The organism is Pseudomonas sp. NPDC087598, assembly GCF_044743525.1.
Classification (GTDB): Bacteria; Pseudomonadota; Gammaproteobacteria; order Pseudomonadales; family Pseudomonadaceae; genus Aquipseudomonas.
In genome coordinates this window covers 1-17,603 of record NZ_JBIUWQ010000051.1, presented here as the reverse complement: position 1 = coordinate 17,603, position 17,603 = coordinate 1, and the positions used below count along the sequence as shown (strand labels likewise).

Genomic DNA, 17,603 nt, shown 5'->3' with positions numbered 1-17,603 from the left:
GGCTTACTCCTTGTCCGCCAGATTGACCACACGGTTGGAGCGATCCACGGGACGCACCTGCTGCCCTTCGAGCAGCACATGCACGCCAGCGGCGACCACCCAATCGCTGGCGTTCAAGCCTTCGAGCACCGGCACGGTTTTCTCGCCAAACGGGCCGACGCGCACGGGGGTTTTCTTCAGGGTGTTGTTGGCGTTGACGACCCAGACGTAGGTCGCGCCGTTTTCAGCGGTCAGCGCCGACAGTGGCACGGACAGCGGCACGACATCGGCTGACTGCACGAACACCCGGGCGCTCTGGCCGAGCTCGGCCGGGACTTTGCCGCTGGTGAAAGAAATGCGTGCGGCGAAGGTTCGCGATCGCGGATCGGCGGCGGGAGACAGCTCGCGGATCTGCCCGGCGAAACGCTGGTTCTGCTGCGTCCATAACTCGACAGTCACCGGTTGGCCGACCTTGAAGCGGCCAAAGCTCTGTTCCGGCAGGCTGATCAATACCTCACGTTCGCCGTCTGTGGCGAGGGTGAACACGGTTTGCCCGGCAGCGACGACCTGGCCGACTTCCACCGAGCGCTGGGCGACCACGCCATCCTGTGGCGCACGCAAAACCGCGTAACTGGCCTGATTGGTCGAAACGTTGAATTCGGCTTTGATTTGCTTGAGGCGGGCTTCGCCGGAGCGGTAAAGGTTTTCGGCGTTGTCGTACGCGGAACGGCTGACCATCTGCCGATCCATCAAAGTCTTGTAGCGATCACGCTCGGCGCGCACCAGATTGAGATTGGCCTCGGCGGCAGCGACCTGGGCGCGGGTGGCTTCCAGTTGCAGGCGCACATCCTGCGGATCGAGTTCGGCGAGAGGCTGATCAGCCTTGACGCGCTGGCCTTCGTCGACCAGTCGTCGGCTGACTTTACCACCGATGCGGAACGCCAGATTCGGCTCGTAACGGGCGCGGACTTCGCCCGGATAACTTTCCATCGCCTGCGCCGAAGGCTCTGGCTGCACCACCATGGCTGGTCGCACGGCCACTTGCGTCGCCTCTTCCTGACCGCATGCCGATAATAAAAATGCCAGACCGGCTGGCAACGCAAAGGACAACGCATGGCGGAACATGGTGACGGACCTTTCGCTAATGGTGCTTGGAATAATTATACTGGCCGGTATGTTATTAATAGCAAACTCACCAGTCCAGTATTAAAAGCGAAGAATGTCGAACAATCTTTCAGCTCCAAACGGCCCGGGCCGCCCCAAGGATCTGGCCAAGCGCCAGGCGATCCTCGATGCGGCAAAAATTCTTTTTCTGAGTCACGGCTATGCCAACACCAGCATGGACGCGGTCGCTGCCGAGGCTGGCGTGTCGAAACTGACGGTTTACAGCCATTTCAACGACAAGGAGACGTTGTTTTCCGCCGCCGTGATGGCCAAATGCGAGGAGCAACTGCCACCGCTGTTCTTCGAATTGCCCGAGGGCATTGCTGTGGAAAGTGTGTTGCTGAACATTGCGCGAGGCTTTCATCAACTGATCAACAGCGATGAATCGGTGAATTTGCATCGCTTGATCATGGCGCTCGGCAGTCAGGACCCGAATCTGTCGCTGATCTTCTTCGAAGCGGGCCCGCAGCGCATGGTTCAGGGCATGGAGCGATTGCTCACGCGCATCCACGAGACTGGCGCATTGAACATCGACCTGCCACGTAATGCGGCCGAGCATTTCTTCTGCCTGATCAAGGGCGCGGGGAATTTTCGTTTGTTGTATGGCTGCGGCGAGCCGCTGAGCGAAGAGGCTTCAGAGAGCCATGTGCAGGAAGTGGTGGGGCTGTTTATGCGGGCATATAGACCCTAGAGATTTGGTGTTTGAGCTGGCCCCTTCGCGAGCAGGCTCGCTCCCACATTGGAATGCATTTCAAATGTGGGAGCGAGCCTGCTCGCGAAGGGCAGCGACTCGGTTTTAAGGTTTGAGCGCTTTCTTCGGGTAGATATCGTAACGGCTCGATTTACCATCCAGCGCATGACTCGGCTTCGGCCCCTCGATGCACGGCGCCTTGCGTGGGCGCTTGACCACCACGCGATGGGTCGCCAATGCCAGCGCCGCTTCCAGCAGTGCCGGGGCATCCGGATCATCCCCGACCAGCGGCCGGAACAGGCGCATTTCCTTCTTCACCAGCGCGGTTTTCTCACGATGCGGGAACATCGGGTCCAGGTAAATCACCTGCGGCGGCTCGCCTTGCCAGTTGCGCATGACCTCGATGGAGTTGCCCTTGAGCAATTTCATCCGCGCCACGATCGGTGCCACGTCGAAATCTTCCGCACCGCGCGCCAGGCCATCCTCCAGCAATGCACCGATCAGCGGTTGACGCTCGATCAGGCTCATCTCGCAACCGAGGCTGGCCAATACGAACGCATCCTTGCCCAACCCCGCCGTGGCATCCAGCACCCGCGGGCGCACGCCTTGGGCGATGCCGACAGCCTTGGCGATCATCTGGCCGCTGCCGCCGCCGTACAACCGACGGTGCGCCGCGCCGCCCTCGACGAAGTCCACGCGTACCGGCCCCGGTGCATCCGGGCCAAGTTGCTGGAGCTGTAAACCCTGCTCGCCGACCTGCAAGGCGAACTCACCGTCGGCCACTTGCAGCGGCAGGCCGAGGCGTTCGGCCCATTGCTCGGCTTGCGCTTCAAACGTCGGGCCGAGGGCTTCGACATGGATGCGGCAGGCCGCGGGTTGCTCAATCATGGAAAACACGCTCAAAAAAGTTAAGGATCGGCAAAAACCGCCGATAACCCAATCAACGCGCATTTTGCCAGAGCTGAGCGTCAACCGAAAAAAATGTCAGGCATTCTTCCCACATCGATTGGCTACATTTCGCCCCATGGCGACTTTAGCCGTCAAAACACTCAAGCACTGAGCGGCGTCAGTCACCTGTGGCAGGATTTCTTTGCCCAGGCGCTGGCCGAACAGACGAGTGAAGTGGTGCCTGCCTGCGGCAAGTTTCCGCCGGTTGACCTGAGCAGCACTGAAGAGCCGACCGTGGGCAGCGAGCTGCACGCGCACATCGTCGAGCAGCGCGAATGCAATGTCGTCGAAACCGAAGTGCGTCCGCCAGAGCCACTGTTCCTGCCGATCGCCGAATTCGAAACGGAGCTGCTGGACAAACCGTTCCCACCGTTCCCGCCGGAAGAAATCCAGGCTCAGCAGTCGCAGCAGGATTTCGACAGCAGCTGGGTTCGCCCGATCGTGATGAACAACGGCCAACCGATTCCGGAACCGGGTGCTGCGCCGCAAAAGCGTCCGCTGTACCTGCCGATTGCCGAATTCGACCTCGATCTGATGCAGAAGCCATACCCACCCTTCCCGCCGGAAGAAATCGTCGAACAGCAGAAAGCTCTGGACTTCGATAACGGCTGGGCGCGCCCGATCGTTCTGCAGAACCTGCGCATCGCCGCCTGACCCTCAGCGACACACGCTCCAGCGCCCGACATCGACATGAAAGTGATTGCGATGGGCGGCGTTGTAATCCGGACTCAACACCACACTGAACACCTCGCAGGCGCCATCACGGACCTTGCGTAGAAACTGCGCGTCCTGATTTTGCCTTGGCCAATCCTTGAGCACGCTGATGCTGCGGCCATCCGCCAGGCGAAAGCCGGCGATATCCAATGCATCAGCACTGGCATGACGACTGAGCGCGCCGCTTTCGCGGTTGTAGATATTGCGGCAGGCGAAGCTGCCTAGGTGATCGAGGCGCACGACTTTCTGACCGTAAACGGACTGCGCGGCGGGTTGCAGGGAATGGCGTTCGAACATCGCGTAGGCGACCGCCAACGGGCAACTGGCGAGGAAGCTGCTGCTCAGCGCCACCTCGCCGCCCTGCACGCGTAAGGCGCCGATCAGCGGACACTTGGCATCCGGACTGTCGGACTGCGGCGTCACACGCAACGCCGAGCTGCGCAGTGCCCGGGCACACAGTTCGGGGTCGCCGCGCAAACGCATCAGTTTGTAACCGCTCAACCAGTTGGGCGTCGCCTGCACATCCAGCGGTGCCCATGGATTCCACTCTGGCGGCACGTCCAGCCAGCCGCGCCAGACACTGACCACGGCAGCGCCAACCATCAGCAGAACGACCAGCGCAATCCACCGCGCCATGCTCAGCCTTTGAAGAACTGGTTGGCCTTGGCGTAGGGCATCGACTGCGAGGTGAAGCCGAACGTGCCGGACTGCTGGATTTCTTCCGCGGCCCGGAAGAACTCACCAAACGCCGCCAGCGCCAGCGCCGAACCGGTGCTGATCCGACGCACTCCTATTTCCTCGAGTTGCTGCACGGTCAGTTTCAGCCCGCCGGACATCAACACGTTGACCGGTTTTGGCGCTACCGCGCGCACCACCGCCAGAACTTCTTCAGCAGTGCGTAAACCTGGCGCATACAGAACATCGGCGCCGGCCTCGGCGAACGCCTGCAAGCGGCGGATGGTGTCGTTGATGTCGGGATTGCCGTGCAGATAGTTCTCCGCGCGGGCGGTCAGCAGGAAGGGAAATGGCAGCGTACGCACAGCGGCAACAGCAGCTTCGATACGCGCCACCGCGTGTTCGAAGCAATAGATCGGCGCGTCTGCACGCCCTGTGGCGTCCTCGATCGAACCACCCACCGCGCCCGCCTCGGCCGCTCGCAGCAAACTCTTCGCGCACTCGGCCGGGTCGTCGGCGAAACCGTTTTCCAGATCCACTGCCACCGGCAAATCGGTCGCCGCGACAATCGCCCGGACGTTGGCCAAGGTGTCATCGAGGCTCAAGGCACCGTCGGCTTTGCCCTGGGAAAACGCATAACCGGCACTGGTAGTCGCCAGCGCTTGATAGCCCAGACTGGCGAGCATCTTCGCCGAGCCGGCATCCCATGGATTGGGAATAATGAAAATCCCCGGACGCTCATGCAGGGCTTTGAAGGCGTGGGCTTTGCGGACTTGTTCTTGAAAGGCTGAGGCGTCCATCGGCAGGCTCCTGGGCAGGAAAAACGGGTTCGCCTCAGAGCAGGCCAAGTTGCTCCGCGGCGGGTTCTCTGTATAGCTCAGGCAGAGATGGCAGGCCAGGCAAACGTTGCATCAGTTGTGCGTGAAACCGTTGCGCCAGCTTCGCCGCCAGCAGGTTGTCGGCGGTATGCAGGAAGATGTAGGGCGTGCGGCCCTCTTCGATCCACTCGGCGATTTTCGCCACCCACGGCACCAGGAACGGATCGTTGGCTTCCAGCTCGGGATGGCCGATGAAACGCACTTGCGGGAACTGGGTGAACGCTGCGGGACGCGTCGGCACCCGCGGCTTTTTCGATTGTGCGTGGATCACCGAAGACTCGGTCGACAGGCAACTGAACAGCGCACGCGGATCGAGACAGATGCGTTCGACGCCACGGTCCAGCAGCAGCCGATTAAGCAGGCGTTCACTCTCGCCCTTGACGAAGAACTGTTCATGCCGCACTTCCACCGCCAATGGGCAGTCCAGCGCATCAATGAACGCCGCCAACTCCGGCAGCCGCTGCGGCGTGAAGCTTTTCGACAGTTGCAGCCACAGCGGCGCTACACGCTCGCCGAGGGGGTTGAGCAATTGCAGAAAGGTTTCGGCGGCGGTCAGTTGATCGCGCAAGTCGCCACTGTGGCTGATGTCACCGGGAAACTTGGCGGTAAAGCGAAAATGCGCAGGCATGATTTCGGCCCAACGCTGCACGGTGGCGGGCGAAGGGCTGGCGTAGAAAGTCGTATTGCCTTCAACGGCGTTGAACACCTGGCAGTAGAGACCGAGGAAGTCAGAGGTTTTGGCGTCTACCGGGTACAGATACTCGCGCCAGGCGTTTTCGCTCCAGGACGGGCAACCGAGGTAGTAAGGCAGATCCATCAGATGTACAGATCGAGGCCCAGCACGTCCGCATCCCAATCGACAAAACCGGCGGTGCTCAGGTAGCTGGCCAGGGCCATGGCTACGCTCTTCTTCATCGCGCGGTGATAAATCATGTCTTGCTGACGGGCAGGCAGATTGGCCAGGCGTTGGGCGGAGGCTTTGGCAGCGCGGGCGGCCATTTGCTCTTCAGTCGGGAATTCCAGCTCGCCGTCGATATCGTCGACGGATTCATCCAGCGCCGGATTGCCTTTGCGAGGCTTGCGCTTGATGGGGTAGGACTGAGAGGAAAGGCCGTCTATACGCATAAATTCATGCTCGGTATCGATGATGGCAATTTAGCGGCACTTGACCGACTTAGCAAACCGCCGAGTGATAACTAGAACACATAAAGCGCAAAAGGTTTAAAGCCCGGGGTTGGAAACTGACGATTGGCGTTGTCGGCAGAAAGCTTTTCGCGAGCAGGCTCGCTCCCACAAGGACCGCGCAGTACCTGTGGGAGCGAGCCTGCTCGCGAAAGGGGCAACTCGGTATCGAGTGAATCAACGAGCCTTGGGGGTGGCGACTTTGTCGCGCAGGTAAACCGGTTGCGCGTCATCGGCCGGAATCGACTCGCCGCGCTCCCAGGCGAACCGCGCCAGGGTCAGCAGGTCTTCAGCGTGGGGCAGCATGCCGGCGTCGGAACCGCTCAGATTGACCGCGATACGCTCGCCATATCCCCAGCCGGTACCGGCGCCGAACCAATCGCCACTGGCATCGGCCGGCAGCGCGGCGACTTCTGGCGGCAATACCGCCTCGGCACCGACGAGGCGCATTTCGCCCGCCGTCTCGCGGTAGCAACCCCAATACACCTCATCCATGCGCGCATCGATGGCGGCCGCGACCTGGCTCACGCCATGTTCACGAAAGGCCCGCTGCGCCAGCACCGCAAGATTGGACACTGGCAGCACCGGACGATCCAGCGCGAACGCCAGACCCTGCACCACGCCAATGGCGATCCGCACACCGGTAAACGCGCCCGGTCCACGACCGAAGGCAATTGCATCCACCGCTTGCAGCGTGGTGCCGGCGTCGGCGAGCAGTTGCTGGATCATCGGCAACAACTTCTGCGCGTGCAGGCGCGGGATCACCTCGTAATGGCTCGTGACCTTGCCGTCATGCAGCAAAGCAACGGAGCAAGCTTCAGTCGCGGTGTCCAGGGCCAGCAAGGTACTCATCGATGTATCCAGAACAGGGTGAGGAAAAAAGTGCGTCAGTATAAACAACTACGGCCCGCAAGCGGGCCGTGGATGATGCAGCCAATCAGCTTTTTCAGCTCAGCGCTTCAAGCACCTTGGTGGTGATCGCTTCTACCGAACCGACGCCAGGAATGTGGCTGTACTTCGGCTTGCCGTTGGCAGCCGAGAGCTTCTGGTAAAAATCCACCAGTGGCTTGGTCTGCGAGTGGTAGACCGACAGGCGATGACGCACGGTTTCTTCCGTATCGTCCTTGCGCTGTACCAGCTCTTCGCCGGTGATGTCGTCTTTGCCAGCGATTTTCGGCGGGTTGTAGACGATGTGGTAAACGCGGCCGCTGGCCTCGTGCACACGACGACCGGCAATACGCTGAACGATTTCTTCGTCTTCAACGGCGATTTCGACCACGGCGTCCAGTTCGACACCGGCAGTCACCAGGGCTTCAGCCTGCGGAATGGTGCGCGGGAAGCCGTCAAACAGGAAGCCATTGGCGCAGTCAGGTTGCGCGATGCGGTCTTGCACCAGCGCGATGATCAGGTCATCCGACACCAGGCCGCCGGCATCCATGATGCTCTTGGCTTGTACGCCCAGCGGAGTACCGGCCTTGACCGCTGCACGCAGCATGTCACCGGTGGAGATTTGCGGAATGCCGAATTTTTCGGTGATGAACTTAGCCTGAGTACCTTTACCGGCCCCGGGAGCTCCCAGCAGAATGACGCGCATTAGATGTGCTCCTCAATTTTTTTATAAAAAGCTTTTACAAAACAAGGGACTCGCCACTTTGGACGAATCCTGAAAAATACGGGTCGTGGCCGCACAAACGGCCAAAGGCTGATCAAGATACACAGCAGGCTGCGCCCACACAAGACGCCAAAAGTCGGAGAAACCGACGCCCGCCGTGCCCCCGCGACAAGGTGAGCCAAGTCGCAACCCCATCATTAACTGTCGCCTGGCGGCACTTTCCCCCTGCACGCCAAGCGGCACCCGAGGGTTATTGCGGATGCCTCGCGTCACAGCAAAAACGTTAGCCGGTATTTCGCAAACCGGCAGCAATCCCCGCCACAGACACCAGCAGCGCTTGTTCCACCGGGCTGCCCTGCTCGACATTCTGCTGCCGTGAACGGGCCAGCAATTCGGCCTGCAATAGATGCAGCGGGTCGAGGTAGGTGTTGCGCAGACGGATGAATTCCAAGGTGTCTGGGCTATGTGCCAGCAGCTGCGACTGACCAGTCAGGCCGAGCACCACCGCGCACGCCTGCGACAATAGGTCGCGTAAGTGCACGCCCAACGGCAGCAACGCCGGCTCGACCAGGCGCTGGTCATAAGACAGCGCAATATCGGCGTCCGCCTTGGCCAGCACCATTTCCAGCATGTCGATGCGCGTACGGAAGAAAGGCCACTGCTCGCGCATCTGTCCGAGCAACTCGCCCTCCCCGCGCTCCAGTGCCTTGCTCAACGCGGTTTCCCAGCCGAGCCAGGCGGGCAGCATCAGGCGCGTTTGCGTCCAGCCGAAGATCCACGGAATCGCCCGCAAACTCTCGATGCCGCCCGCGCGGCGCTTGGCTGGCCGGCTGCCCAAGGGCAAGCGCCCCAACTCCTGCTCAGGCGTGGACTGGCGGAAATACTCGACGAACTGCGGATTTTCCCGCACCACCTGACGGTAAGCACTGACGCCATCGGCGGCCAATTCGTCCATCAGATGACGCCACTCGGGCGTCGGTGGCGGCGGTGGCAACAACGTCGCTTCAAGCACGGCGGCGAGGTACAGATTGAGGTTTTGCTCGGCGATGTCTGGCAGGCCGAATTTGAAACGAATCATTTCCCCTTGCTCAGTGGTGCGGAAACGCCCCGCCACTGACCCTGGTGGCTGCGACAGAATCGCCGCGTGGGCCGGTCCACCGCCACGCCCCACAGTGCCACCGCGACCGTGGAACAACAGCAGTTCGACTTGCTGCTCGCGGCAGATTTCCACCAGCCGCTCCTGCGCCCGGTACTGCGCCCACGCTGCGGCAGTCGTGCCGGCGTCCTTGGCCGAGTCGGAATAGCCGATCATCACTTCCTGCGGGCCTTGCAGCCGCGCCCGGTAGCCCGGCAACAGCAACAGTCGTTCAATCACCGGGCCGGCGTTGTCGAGGTCGGCGAGGGTTTCGAACAACGGCACCACGCGCATTGGTCGCAGCACACCGGCCTCTTTGAGCAGCAGTTGAACGGCGAGCACATCGGAAGCCGCACCGGCCATGGAGATCACGTAGGAACCGAGCGAGGCGCCCGGTGCAGCGGCGATTTCCTTGCAGGTGTTGAGCACTTCAGCGGTGTCGGCGGAGGGTTTGAAATGCGCCGGCAGCAACGGGCGACGATTGGCCAACTCCCGACTCAGGAAAGCAATGCGTGCGTCTTCATCCCACTCTTCGTAGCGCCCGAGCCCGAGGTAATCGGTGATTTCAGTCATCGCCGCGCTGTGCCGCGACGAGTCTTGGCGCACATCGAGGCGCACCAGGAACAAACCGAAGGTCACCGCCCGGCGCAGGCAATCGAGCAGCGGGCCGTCGGCGATCACGCCCATGCCGCATTCGTGCAGCGAGTTGAAGCACAGCTCCAGCGGATCGAGCAGGTCGCGATTGTTGTGCAGTACATCGGCAGGCGCCGGCGTTGTCGCCGTCAACGACGCATGCGCCCAGTTGCGCGTGGCGCGCAGGCGTTCACGCAATTGCTTGAGCACTGCGCGATACGGCTCGGCGCTGTCGCCAGCCTTGGCCTTGAGGGCCTCGCTGGCCTGTTGCATCGACAGTTCGGCGGCCAGGTGATCGACATCGCGCAGGTACAAATCGGCGGCCATCCAGCGCGCCAGCAGCAACACTTCGCGAGTTACGGCAGCGGTGACATTGGGGTTGCCGTCACGATCGCCGCCCATCCACGAAGCGAAGCGAATCGGTGCCGCCTCCAATGGCAAACGCAGGCCGGTCGCGGCATGCAGCGCCTGATCAGCCTTGCGCATATGGTTGGGAATCGCCTGCCACAGCGAATGCTCGATCACCGCAAAACCCCACTTGGCTTCGTCTACCGGAGTCGGGCGGGTGCGGCGGATTTCTTCGGTGTGCCAGGCTTCGGCGATCAGCCGTTGCAAGGTGTTCTGGATCTGCTCGCGCTCGGCTGTGGTCAGGTCGCGATGATCTTGTGCGGCAAGTTGCGCGGCGATCGCGTCGTACTTCTGGATCAGCGTGCGGCGCGCCACTTCGGTCGGGTGCGCGGTCAGCACCAGTTCGATTTCCAGCCGCGCCAGTTGCCGGGCCAGCGACTCGGCGCTGTGGCCTTCGTTGCGCAGGCGCGCAAGTAGTTCAGGCAAGACACGAGATTCGAACGGCGCCGGCTGCGACTCTTCGCGACGATGGATCAATTGATACTGCTCGGCGATGTTCGCCAGATTCAAAAACTGGTTGAACGCCCGCGCCACCGGAAGCAATTCGTCTTCGCTCAATTGATTGAGGCTGGCGCTGAGTTCGGCGTCCATCGAGCCCCGGCGGTCGGCCTTGGCGCCCTTGCGAATCTGCTCGATCTTGTCGAGAAAGTCCTCGCCGTACTGGTCTCGAATGGTGTTGCCCAACAGCTCTCCGAGCAGGTGAACATCTTCGCGCAAGCGTGCATCAATATCGGTCATCAGCAGTTCTCCAGCGGTAATCCGGGCGGCCTAGAAACGAGTGCATGACCTAGAGAGTGCCGCTCTGCGCCGCTTCTTACAAGCAGGCCGACGAAGGGACTTTAAACCTTGTGGCCGAAAGCTAGTCTCAACAGTAAGCCGCACAACGGCTTGCCGCCGGCCCCGGCCGGACACTCACCAAGGCCTGCCACGCGCAGGTGTGACATGAGGTCATTATGAAAATCCGTGAACTCGCCCAGCATTGGGAAGAAAACGCCAAGGGTCGCCTGACCGACACTGGCTACACGATTCATCTGGATGTCGAAGCTGCTGCGCGACTGGCGGCGATTGCCGAGATGTACCCCAAACGCCACCCCGAAGAACTGCTTGGCGAACTGATTGGCGCCGCGCTCGAAGAGTTCGAAGCGAGCCTGCCGTATGTGAAGGGATCGACCGTGGTGGCGACGGATGAGGAAGGTGATCCGCTGTATGAAGACGTCGGGCCGACGCCGCGCTTTCTCGCGCTGTCGAGAAGGCATCTACAAGACCTTTCTGCCGCTGCCAGCAAACAGAAACACTGACACACCACCTATCAAATTGTAGGAGTGAGCCTGCTCGCGATGGCGATTTTTCATTCAACATTTTTGTTTCCTGATACACCGCTATCGCGAGCAGGCTCACTCCTACAAGGATCGTATTTTCAGCCAGAAAACGGTGTGTTTTCGGGTTCCGGAAACCCCGCGCGTACCACTCCATACCGCCAAAGTTCCCGCTTTAGAGCCTTGTCCATTCGGTCAAAGTTTTTTTTGGCGATAGGCCATCTTTTCTGAACTTTTGAAAAACGCCTCCGGTCGGAACCTGTAACCACGCCTGGAACGAGCGTTTCAAAAACGCGCTTTCACACGACGCTTAAGGCTCCTCGACCAGGATGGATTCAGTTGTTTTCAGGAGATGCCTAATGGAGTTGAAGACCATGAAAAACCAAACCTCGTTTACCCACCTGCGCGGTCTGAAACTGGCCGCCCTGGCAATCGGCACCAGCTTCGTACTGGCCGGTTGCGCCGGTAACCCACCGACCGAGCAGTACGCGGTGACTCAATCTGCAGTCAACAGCGCTGTCAGCGCTGGCGGTACCGAATTCGCCGCAGTCGAGATGAAGCAAGCGCAGGACAAACTGAAACAAGCCGAAATCGCCATGCACGACAAGAAGTATGACGAGGCCCGTCGCCTGTCCGAACAGGCCGAGTGGGACGCTCGCGTCGCCGAACGCAAGGCTCAGGCAGCCAAGGCCGAACTGGCTGTGAAGGATTCCCAGAAAGGTGTTCAGGAACTGCGTCAGGAAAGTCAGCGCCCAGTGCAATAAGCGCGCATCCCGACCGCAAAGCTGAAACTTTTATTGAATAGAAAGGACGACAAATTATGCGTAAGCAACTGATGATCCCCGCACTCCTCGCTGCAAGCGTTGCCTTGGCTGCCTGCTCCACCCCGCCTAACCCGAATCTGGAACAGGCGCGCACCAACTACGCCGGGCTGCAAGCCAACCCGCAGGCGAGCAAAGTCGCAGCGCTGGAAACCAAAGACGCCAGCGATTACCTGGACAAAGCCGACAAGGCTTATCTGGATAAACAAGACGCCGCCAAGGTTGACCAACTGGCTTACCTGACCAATCAGCGCGTAGAAGTGGCCAAGCAGACCATCGCCCTGCGCACCGCTGAAAACAATCTGAAGAACGCCGCTGCCCAACGTGCCCAGGCGCGTCTGGACGCTCGCGATCAACAGATCAAGCAGCTGCAGGACAGCCTCAACGCGAAACAGACCGATCGCGGTACGCTGGTGACTTTCGGTGACGTGCTGTTCGCCACCGACCGTGCCGACCTGAAATCCAGCGGTCTGGTGAACATCAACAAACTGGCGCAATTCCTCCAGGAAAACCCGGATCGCAAAGTGATCGTCGAGGGCTACACCGACAGCACCGGTACCGCCAGCCACAACCAGTCGCTGTCCGAGCGTCGCGCCAACTCCGTGCGCACCGCGCTGGTGAAAATGGGCGTTGATCCAGCTCGCATCGTCATCCAGGGCTACGGCAAGGAATACCCGGTTGCCGATAACGGCAGCGTTTCCGGCCGTGCGATGAACCGTCGTGTGGAAGTGACCATTTCCAACGACAACCAGCCAGTGATGCCACGTTCGGCTGTCAGCTCGAACTAAGCCGCACGCTGTAACGCAAAAGCCCCGCCTGACTGAGTCAGGCGGGGCTTTTTCATGCACGATCACAATTCACTTGTGGGAGCGAGCCTGCTCGCGAAAGCAGTGTGTCAGTCAACATCCATGCTGACGGTGAATCCGTATTCGCGAGCAGGCTCGCTCCCACAGTTTGATCGGGTTACTGCTCGAGCTTTTGCGGAGTCTCTTCGCCCATGCAGCGCACGGCTTTTTTCTGTGCGTTGATCAGCACACCGGTCAAACCCTTCTGCTCGGTATCGAACAACACCAGCACGCCATCAATGCACTGCGCGACCTGCGGCGCCGGGTCCAGCGAGACTTTGTAGTCTTCGCCGGGAATGGTCTTGAGCATAGTGAATTCGTTGAGCAGCAACGCATCCTCGGGTTTGGCGAAGTGCAGGTAGCCGTAGTACCACAGGGCGCCGACGGTGCCGAGGATGCTGCAGATACCGGTGATGATCAGCGGGATGGCGTTACGTTCTTCACTCATTGCGGACTCTCATCTTCAGAATTCGGGGGTTGCGGGTAATTGGGGATTTCGCCCAAACGGCGCAGGCCGTTGAAATGTTCGGGATCGTCGAGATAGCGCAGCATCACCTGGCGCCACACCGGGTCGCCGAAGGTCTGCACATGACCGCCACGGGTCAACTGCAGCACGCGCGGTGGCGGCGCAGCTTGATACAAGCGGATGCCATTGGAAAGCGGCACCAGCGGATCGTCGATGCTGTGGAAAATCAGTTTCGGTACGCCATTGAGCTGCGGCATCGAGTTGATCGCACTGTCGCCATCCGGCACCAACCACGACAGCGGAACCTGGAATGGCCAGGTCAACCAGGACGTACTGAGCGCATATTGGCCGACGCTGCGGTAACTGGCGGGTACGCCATCGAGCACCAAGGCTTTGAGTTGCTTCTGCCGCTCTGGATGCTGCACCAGCCAATGCACGGCCATCGAGCCTCCGAGGCTCTGGCCGAGCAGGATCAGCGGCTTGCCTTTGACCTCAGGGGCCTTGTCGAGCCAGGCGAATGCGGCGTCGATGTCCTGATAGATCGCCGGCAGGCTCGGTTCACCTTCGGACAAGCCATAACCGCGATAGTCCACCAGCAACACTTGGTAGCCGTTTTTCGGCAGCCACCAACTGCCACCCAAGTGCATCGGCAAATTACCGCCGTTGCCGTGCAGGTGCAGGACGGTGCCTTTGACCTCGACATCCGGTTTGGCCGGTAGCCACCAAGCGTTGAGCTTCAAGCCGTCCGCCGTTATCAGCGTAACGGTGCGGTATTCGAGTTTGGCTTTTTCCGGGGTGAAGATTTGACCGGGCTCGGGGTAGAACAACAACGAACTGCAACCGCTGAGGGTCAGGAGCAGGCAGAAGATGCCGAGGATTCTCATCCGGTGAAACCTCGCAGAATTCGGGGGCTAAACACAAATCAAAACTGTGGGAGCGAGCCTGCTCGCGAAAGCGGTGTGTCAGCCATCATTAATGTTGAATGTGAAATCGCATTCGCGAGCAGGCTCGCTCCCACAGTGGATATTGGTTGCTCAAAGAATGTTGGAATAGTCCGCTTCGATCCGGTCCAGGCTCAAATGGTTGAGGAAGTTGGAGAAGCACATCCACGCCGATAACGCGTTCAAGTCGCGGAACTGGTCCGGCAGATACTTCGGCGGCACCACCAGCCCCTCATCGACCAACTGGCGCAGGGTACGCATGTCCTCAAGCGTGGTCTTGCCACAGAACAACAGCGGGATCTGCTCAAGCTTGCCCTTACGCACGGCCAACTGAATGTAGTTGTAAACCATGATAAAGCCCTTGAGGTAGGACAAGTCTTTGGTGAATGGCAGACCGGTCGGCGTCGATCCACGGAAAACCCGACTGGCATTGCCGTAGCTTTCCGCCATTTCGAAGCCCTGCTCGCGGAAGAACTCGAACACCTGCAAGAAGTCCGCGCCCTCCTCGACCATATGAATGGCGCGGGTACGGTTGGTCAGTTTGCGCAGGCGGCTCGGGTAAGAGGCGAAAGTGATGATTTCCATCAGGATCGCCAGGCCTTCCTGAGTCACCGTCGACGAGGGCGGACCTTTGGACAGGAAGGTGCAGATCGGCTGGTTCAAACCGTTGAGCGTGGTGCCGACGTGTACCAGGCCTTCGTGAACTTCCAGTGCGCGCACGTCGCGGTCGTTGAACATCGCGTCAGTGCGGATCTTGATGTAGTCGGCGCCCGCCGCCGCGTCGGCAACGATGCCGTCGGACTCGAACACGCGGATGGTTTCCTCAGCCTCACCAAACACCTTGTTCAAGCGCGTTTGCAGCAGGTGCACGGCATCTTTGGCGGTGAGGATTTTCGGCTCGTCCTTCAGATCGCCACGGCCATCGATGTTGTTCAAATAGTCGGACATCATCAGGCCGAGGTCGGCCAGGGTCGGGTCACCGGCGTGAAACGCGTCGGACGCGGCGCCGTACAGCTCTTGCGAGATCAGGCCGAAATCCTCGGTACCGCGCGCTTCGAGCATGCGCACGACCATGCGGTACTCCTTGCACATGCGCCGCATGATCTGCCCGACCGGGTTGAACTGGCCGAGCTGGCGGGTGATGTCGCGCTCGATGTTCTGGAATTCCAGTTTGACCTTGCTCGAATCGAACGACAGCGGCCGATTGAGGTAGTAGTCACGATCCACCGCCGGCATTTCCTTGCCCTTGGCCTTAAGAAAGCCCTTGCGGATGTTCTCATCCCATTTGACGGCATCGAGGACGCGGATCGGCGTCTGCGCCAGCACGATGCGATCAGACAATATGCGTATCGACTGCTGGTAATCGTCCACCCGAAACTCCTGTAGAAAACCTGACGTACTGAATTATTTGGCGCGAGCCTGGCGCTGATAGCGTGCCGCTTCGACGAAAACATCGGAATTGGCCGGATCATCGAGGTAAGCAAAGACCTTGTCGAGGCTGCTGTCGACTTCCACGCCGTCGCCATCGTCGGTCTGGAAGGCCTGACCGTCGAGGGCTTTTTGTTTGATCGCTTGATTGATCTGCTCGAGATCGAGGTTGTACACCACCAGTTCGTGTTTGTCGGTGAGTTCGAATCCGGCAATGGTGTAATGGCCGCCATAGCGTGCTGGCACTTTCGCTGACAGATACCAGCGGCTGCCATGGCGCGACACGGTGAACGGATAGGCTTCGCGTTCGCGGGGTTTGGCCCTGAACCAGGTGACGGCCTGATAGCGGTCGTTGCCCAGCCGCGTCAGCTCAAGGTTCATCGGTTCGCCCCAGGCAGTGGTGCTCGACCATTTGCCGAGCAAGCCCTTGGGCGCCGGATCACTGGCGGGCAGCGGCTCCTTGAAGGTCACCAGACAGCCACTGAGCAGCAGGAACGACAAGGCGATCAGCGCGCCACGCCAGGCTTTCATTCAACACTCCCTATGAACGTACCACCCTGAACATCACTACAGTCCCCTGTGGGAGCGAGCCTGCTCGCGAATGCGGTCTGACATTCAACATCTGTGTTGCCTGACACACCGCTTTCGCGAGCAGGCTCGCTCCCACAGGGTGATGCAGCAGCCAATCAGACCGACGCGAGCACCAGGTGCATATAACGCGTCAGAATGCCGAGCATGTCCTGTTCGGCCAAAGGCTCGGCGTCGTTGAGCAGGCCCTGATATTCCATCCGTCCGATAATCGCCGTCAACACCTTGGCATCCTGCTGCGGTTCACGCGAGCCCAATACCTGGAACAACTGGCAGGTGCCCTGCAACAGAATCTGCTGATGGGAACGCACCAGAATCGCCAGGCGAGGGTTGAGCAGCGCTTCCTGGCGGAAGGCTTGCTCGGCCATCAGATGCTCGCGACGATTGACCAGTTGCCGATGTACGTAATCGGCCATCAGCCGCGCAATATCATCCGCCAGTTGCGAGCGCGACTCGGGGCTGCCGTCACCGCTGACCACCATTTCACGCAACAGGCCTTCGTTGTTGACCCACAGCTTGGCCATATAGGCCGCACTGCGTTCGACGTATTGAGCGAAGGTATCGGTGAGCAGATCATCGATGTCCTTGAAGTAATACGTGGTCGCCGACAGCGGCACACCGGCCTCGGCAGCCACTGCGCGGTGACGCACGGCGCGCACACCGTCACGCACGACAATGCGCATCGCCGCGTCAAGAATGTCCTGTCGCCGCTGCTCACTGCCCTGTCGGCTGGCCTTGCGGCCCTGGTACTGAACACTTTCAGCGACCGCAGTGGCGATACCCGCTGCACCCTCTTGAGCCAATGCACCCATCACGACAGCACTTCCTCTGCTATTTCAAAAGTAACCAATTGATACATTTGTACCAGACAGGCAATAAAAAGCCGCCTGTTTTAGGCGGCTTTTTAACTGAAACGTTTACGCTTGCGGTCGCATGTGCGGGAACAGGATCACATCGCGGATCGACGGCGAGTTGGTCAGCAACATCACCAGACGGTCGATGCCGATACCTTCACCGGCCGTTGGCGGCATGCCGTACTCCAGCGCGCGCACGAAGTCGGCGTCGTAGTGCATGGCTTCGTCGTCGCCGGCGTGCGGGTGGGGGGGGGGGGGCGGCGGGGGGGGGGGGGGCGGGGGGGCGGGGGGGGGGGGGGGGGGGGGGGGGGGGGGGGGGGGCGCG

General features: G+C 60.4%; 19 protein-coding genes and 1 pseudogene. 5 read left to right on the top strand and 15 right to left on the bottom strand.

What is annotated here, in order from left to right:
* Nucleotides 1-3 precede the first annotated feature (3 nt).
* On the bottom strand, nt 4-1,104 hold the full coding sequence (locus ACIOWE_RS23065) for an efflux RND transporter periplasmic adaptor subunit (protein WP_201235036.1): 1,101 nt from the start codon (nt 1,102-1,104) through the stop codon (nt 4-6).
* Nucleotides 1,105-1,198: 94 nt separating this feature from the next.
* Here ACIOWE_RS23065 and ACIOWE_RS23060 point away from each other — a divergent pair, with 94 nt between their 5' ends.
* Nucleotides 1,199-1,834: a TetR/AcrR family transcriptional regulator gene (locus ACIOWE_RS23060; RefSeq protein ID WP_401396237.1), complete on the top strand. Its 636-nt coding sequence runs from the start codon at nt 1,199-1,201 to the stop codon at nt 1,832-1,834.
* Nucleotides 1,835-1,939: 105 nt separating this feature from the next.
* Here the strand turns inward: ACIOWE_RS23060 and ACIOWE_RS23055 are convergent, their stop codons facing one another.
* Nucleotides 1,940-2,722: a class I SAM-dependent methyltransferase gene (locus ACIOWE_RS23055; protein ID WP_207197077.1), complete on the bottom strand. Its 783-nt coding sequence runs from the start codon at nt 2,720-2,722 to the stop codon at nt 1,940-1,942.
* A 93-nt stretch (nt 2,723-2,815) separates the two neighbouring features.
* Between ACIOWE_RS23055 and ACIOWE_RS23050 the strand changes: the two genes are divergently transcribed.
* The gene (locus tag ACIOWE_RS23050) at nt 2,816-3,436 is read left to right on the top strand and encodes an energy transducer TonB (protein ID WP_401396234.1); all 621 of its coding nucleotides are present in this window, start codon (nt 2,816-2,818) and stop codon (nt 3,434-3,436) included.
* A 3-nt stretch (nt 3,437-3,439) separates the two neighbouring features.
* Here ACIOWE_RS23050 and ACIOWE_RS23045 read toward each other — a convergent pair whose 3' ends face one another.
* From ACIOWE_RS23045 to ppc, 7 genes are all read right to left on the bottom strand, one after another.
* A complete protein-coding gene (locus tag ACIOWE_RS23045; RefSeq protein ID WP_401396231.1) occupies nt 3,440-4,132 on the bottom strand; it encodes an extensin family protein in 693 nt (230 codons plus the stop codon).
* Nucleotides 4,133-4,134: 2 nt separating this feature from the next.
* Nucleotides 4,135-4,971, bottom strand: coding sequence for an oxaloacetate decarboxylase (locus ACIOWE_RS23040; protein ID WP_401396228.1), 837 nt, complete (start codon nt 4,969-4,971; stop codon nt 4,135-4,137).
* 34 nt (nt 4,972-5,005) lie between these two features.
* Nucleotides 5,006-5,866 carry a DUF72 domain-containing protein gene (locus ACIOWE_RS23035; protein WP_401396225.1) on the bottom strand — a complete coding sequence of 287 codons (861 nt, stop codon included), beginning with the start codon at nt 5,864-5,866 and terminating at the stop codon, nt 5,006-5,008.
* Nucleotides 5,866-6,174, bottom strand: coding sequence for a hypothetical protein (locus tag ACIOWE_RS23030; protein WP_201235042.1), 309 nt, complete (start codon nt 6,172-6,174; stop codon nt 5,866-5,868). The genes ACIOWE_RS23035 and ACIOWE_RS23030 overlap by 1 nt, the downstream gene beginning before the upstream one ends.
* Nucleotides 6,175-6,408: 234 nt before the next feature.
* On the bottom strand, nt 6,409-7,083 hold the full coding sequence (tsaB, locus tag ACIOWE_RS23025) for a tRNA (adenosine(37)-N6)-threonylcarbamoyltransferase complex dimerization subunit type 1 TsaB (protein ID WP_201235043.1): 675 nt from the start codon (nt 7,081-7,083) through the stop codon (nt 6,409-6,411).
* Nucleotides 7,084-7,177: 94 nt separating this feature from the next.
* The gene (adk, locus tag ACIOWE_RS23020) at nt 7,178-7,825 is read right to left on the bottom strand and encodes an adenylate kinase (RefSeq protein WP_401396220.1); all 648 of its coding nucleotides are present in this window, start codon (nt 7,823-7,825) and stop codon (nt 7,178-7,180) included.
* A 301-nt stretch (nt 7,826-8,126) separates the two neighbouring features.
* Complete coding sequence (ppc, locus tag ACIOWE_RS23015; RefSeq protein ID WP_401396217.1) at nt 8,127-10,757, bottom strand: phosphoenolpyruvate carboxylase; 2,631 nt, start codon at nt 10,755-10,757, stop codon at nt 8,127-8,129.
* A 215-nt stretch (nt 10,758-10,972) separates the two neighbouring features.
* Between ppc and ACIOWE_RS23010 the strand changes: the two genes are divergently transcribed.
* The 3 genes from ACIOWE_RS23010 (at nt 10,973) to ACIOWE_RS23000 (ending at nt 12,944) form a co-directional block, all read left to right on the top strand.
* A complete protein-coding gene (locus ACIOWE_RS23010) occupies nt 10,973-11,317 on the top strand; it encodes a pilin assembly protein (protein WP_401396214.1) in 345 nt (114 codons plus the stop codon).
* Nucleotides 11,318-11,694: 377 nt separating this feature from the next.
* Nucleotides 11,695-12,099, top strand: a complete 405-nt coding sequence (locus tag ACIOWE_RS23005; protein ID WP_103303066.1) for a DUF4398 domain-containing protein — start codon at nt 11,695-11,697, stop codon at nt 12,097-12,099.
* Nucleotides 12,100-12,155: 56 nt separating this feature from the next.
* Entirely contained in the window at nt 12,156-12,944 is a 789-nt protein-coding gene (locus ACIOWE_RS23000) for an OmpA family protein (protein WP_123536654.1), read from the top strand.
* Between the two features lie 175 nt (nt 12,945-13,119).
* Here the strand turns inward: ACIOWE_RS23000 and ACIOWE_RS22995 are convergent, their stop codons facing one another.
* The 6 genes and pseudogenes from ACIOWE_RS22995 to ACIOWE_RS22970 all read right to left on the bottom strand — a co-directional run.
* Nucleotides 13,120-13,449, bottom strand: a complete 330-nt coding sequence (locus ACIOWE_RS22995; RefSeq protein ID WP_201235046.1) for a hypothetical protein — start codon at nt 13,447-13,449, stop codon at nt 13,120-13,122.
* Entirely contained in the window at nt 13,446-14,351 is a 906-nt protein-coding gene (locus tag ACIOWE_RS22990) for an alpha/beta hydrolase (protein WP_401396211.1), read from the bottom strand. Before ACIOWE_RS22990 ends, ACIOWE_RS22995 begins: the two co-directional genes overlap by 4 nt.
* Before the next feature lie 150 nt (nt 14,352-14,501).
* Nucleotides 14,502-15,779, bottom strand: a complete 1,278-nt coding sequence (locus ACIOWE_RS22985) for a flavohemoglobin expression-modulating QEGLA motif protein (RefSeq protein ID WP_201235048.1) — start codon at nt 15,777-15,779, stop codon at nt 14,502-14,504.
* Nucleotides 15,780-15,812: 33 nt separating this feature from the next.
* Complete coding sequence (locus ACIOWE_RS22980) at nt 15,813-16,367, bottom strand: hypothetical protein (protein ID WP_401396206.1); 555 nt, start codon at nt 16,365-16,367, stop codon at nt 15,813-15,815.
* Nucleotides 16,368-16,522: 155 nt separating this feature from the next.
* Entirely contained in the window at nt 16,523-17,236 is a 714-nt protein-coding gene (locus ACIOWE_RS22975; protein WP_401396294.1) for a TetR/AcrR family transcriptional regulator, read from the bottom strand.
* Between the two features lie 105 nt (nt 17,237-17,341).
* Nucleotides 17,342-17,515 (bottom strand): annotated as a pseudogene (locus ACIOWE_RS22970) (amino acid--tRNA ligase-related protein); the annotation flags it as partial.
* Nucleotides 17,516-17,603 lie beyond the last annotated feature (88 nt).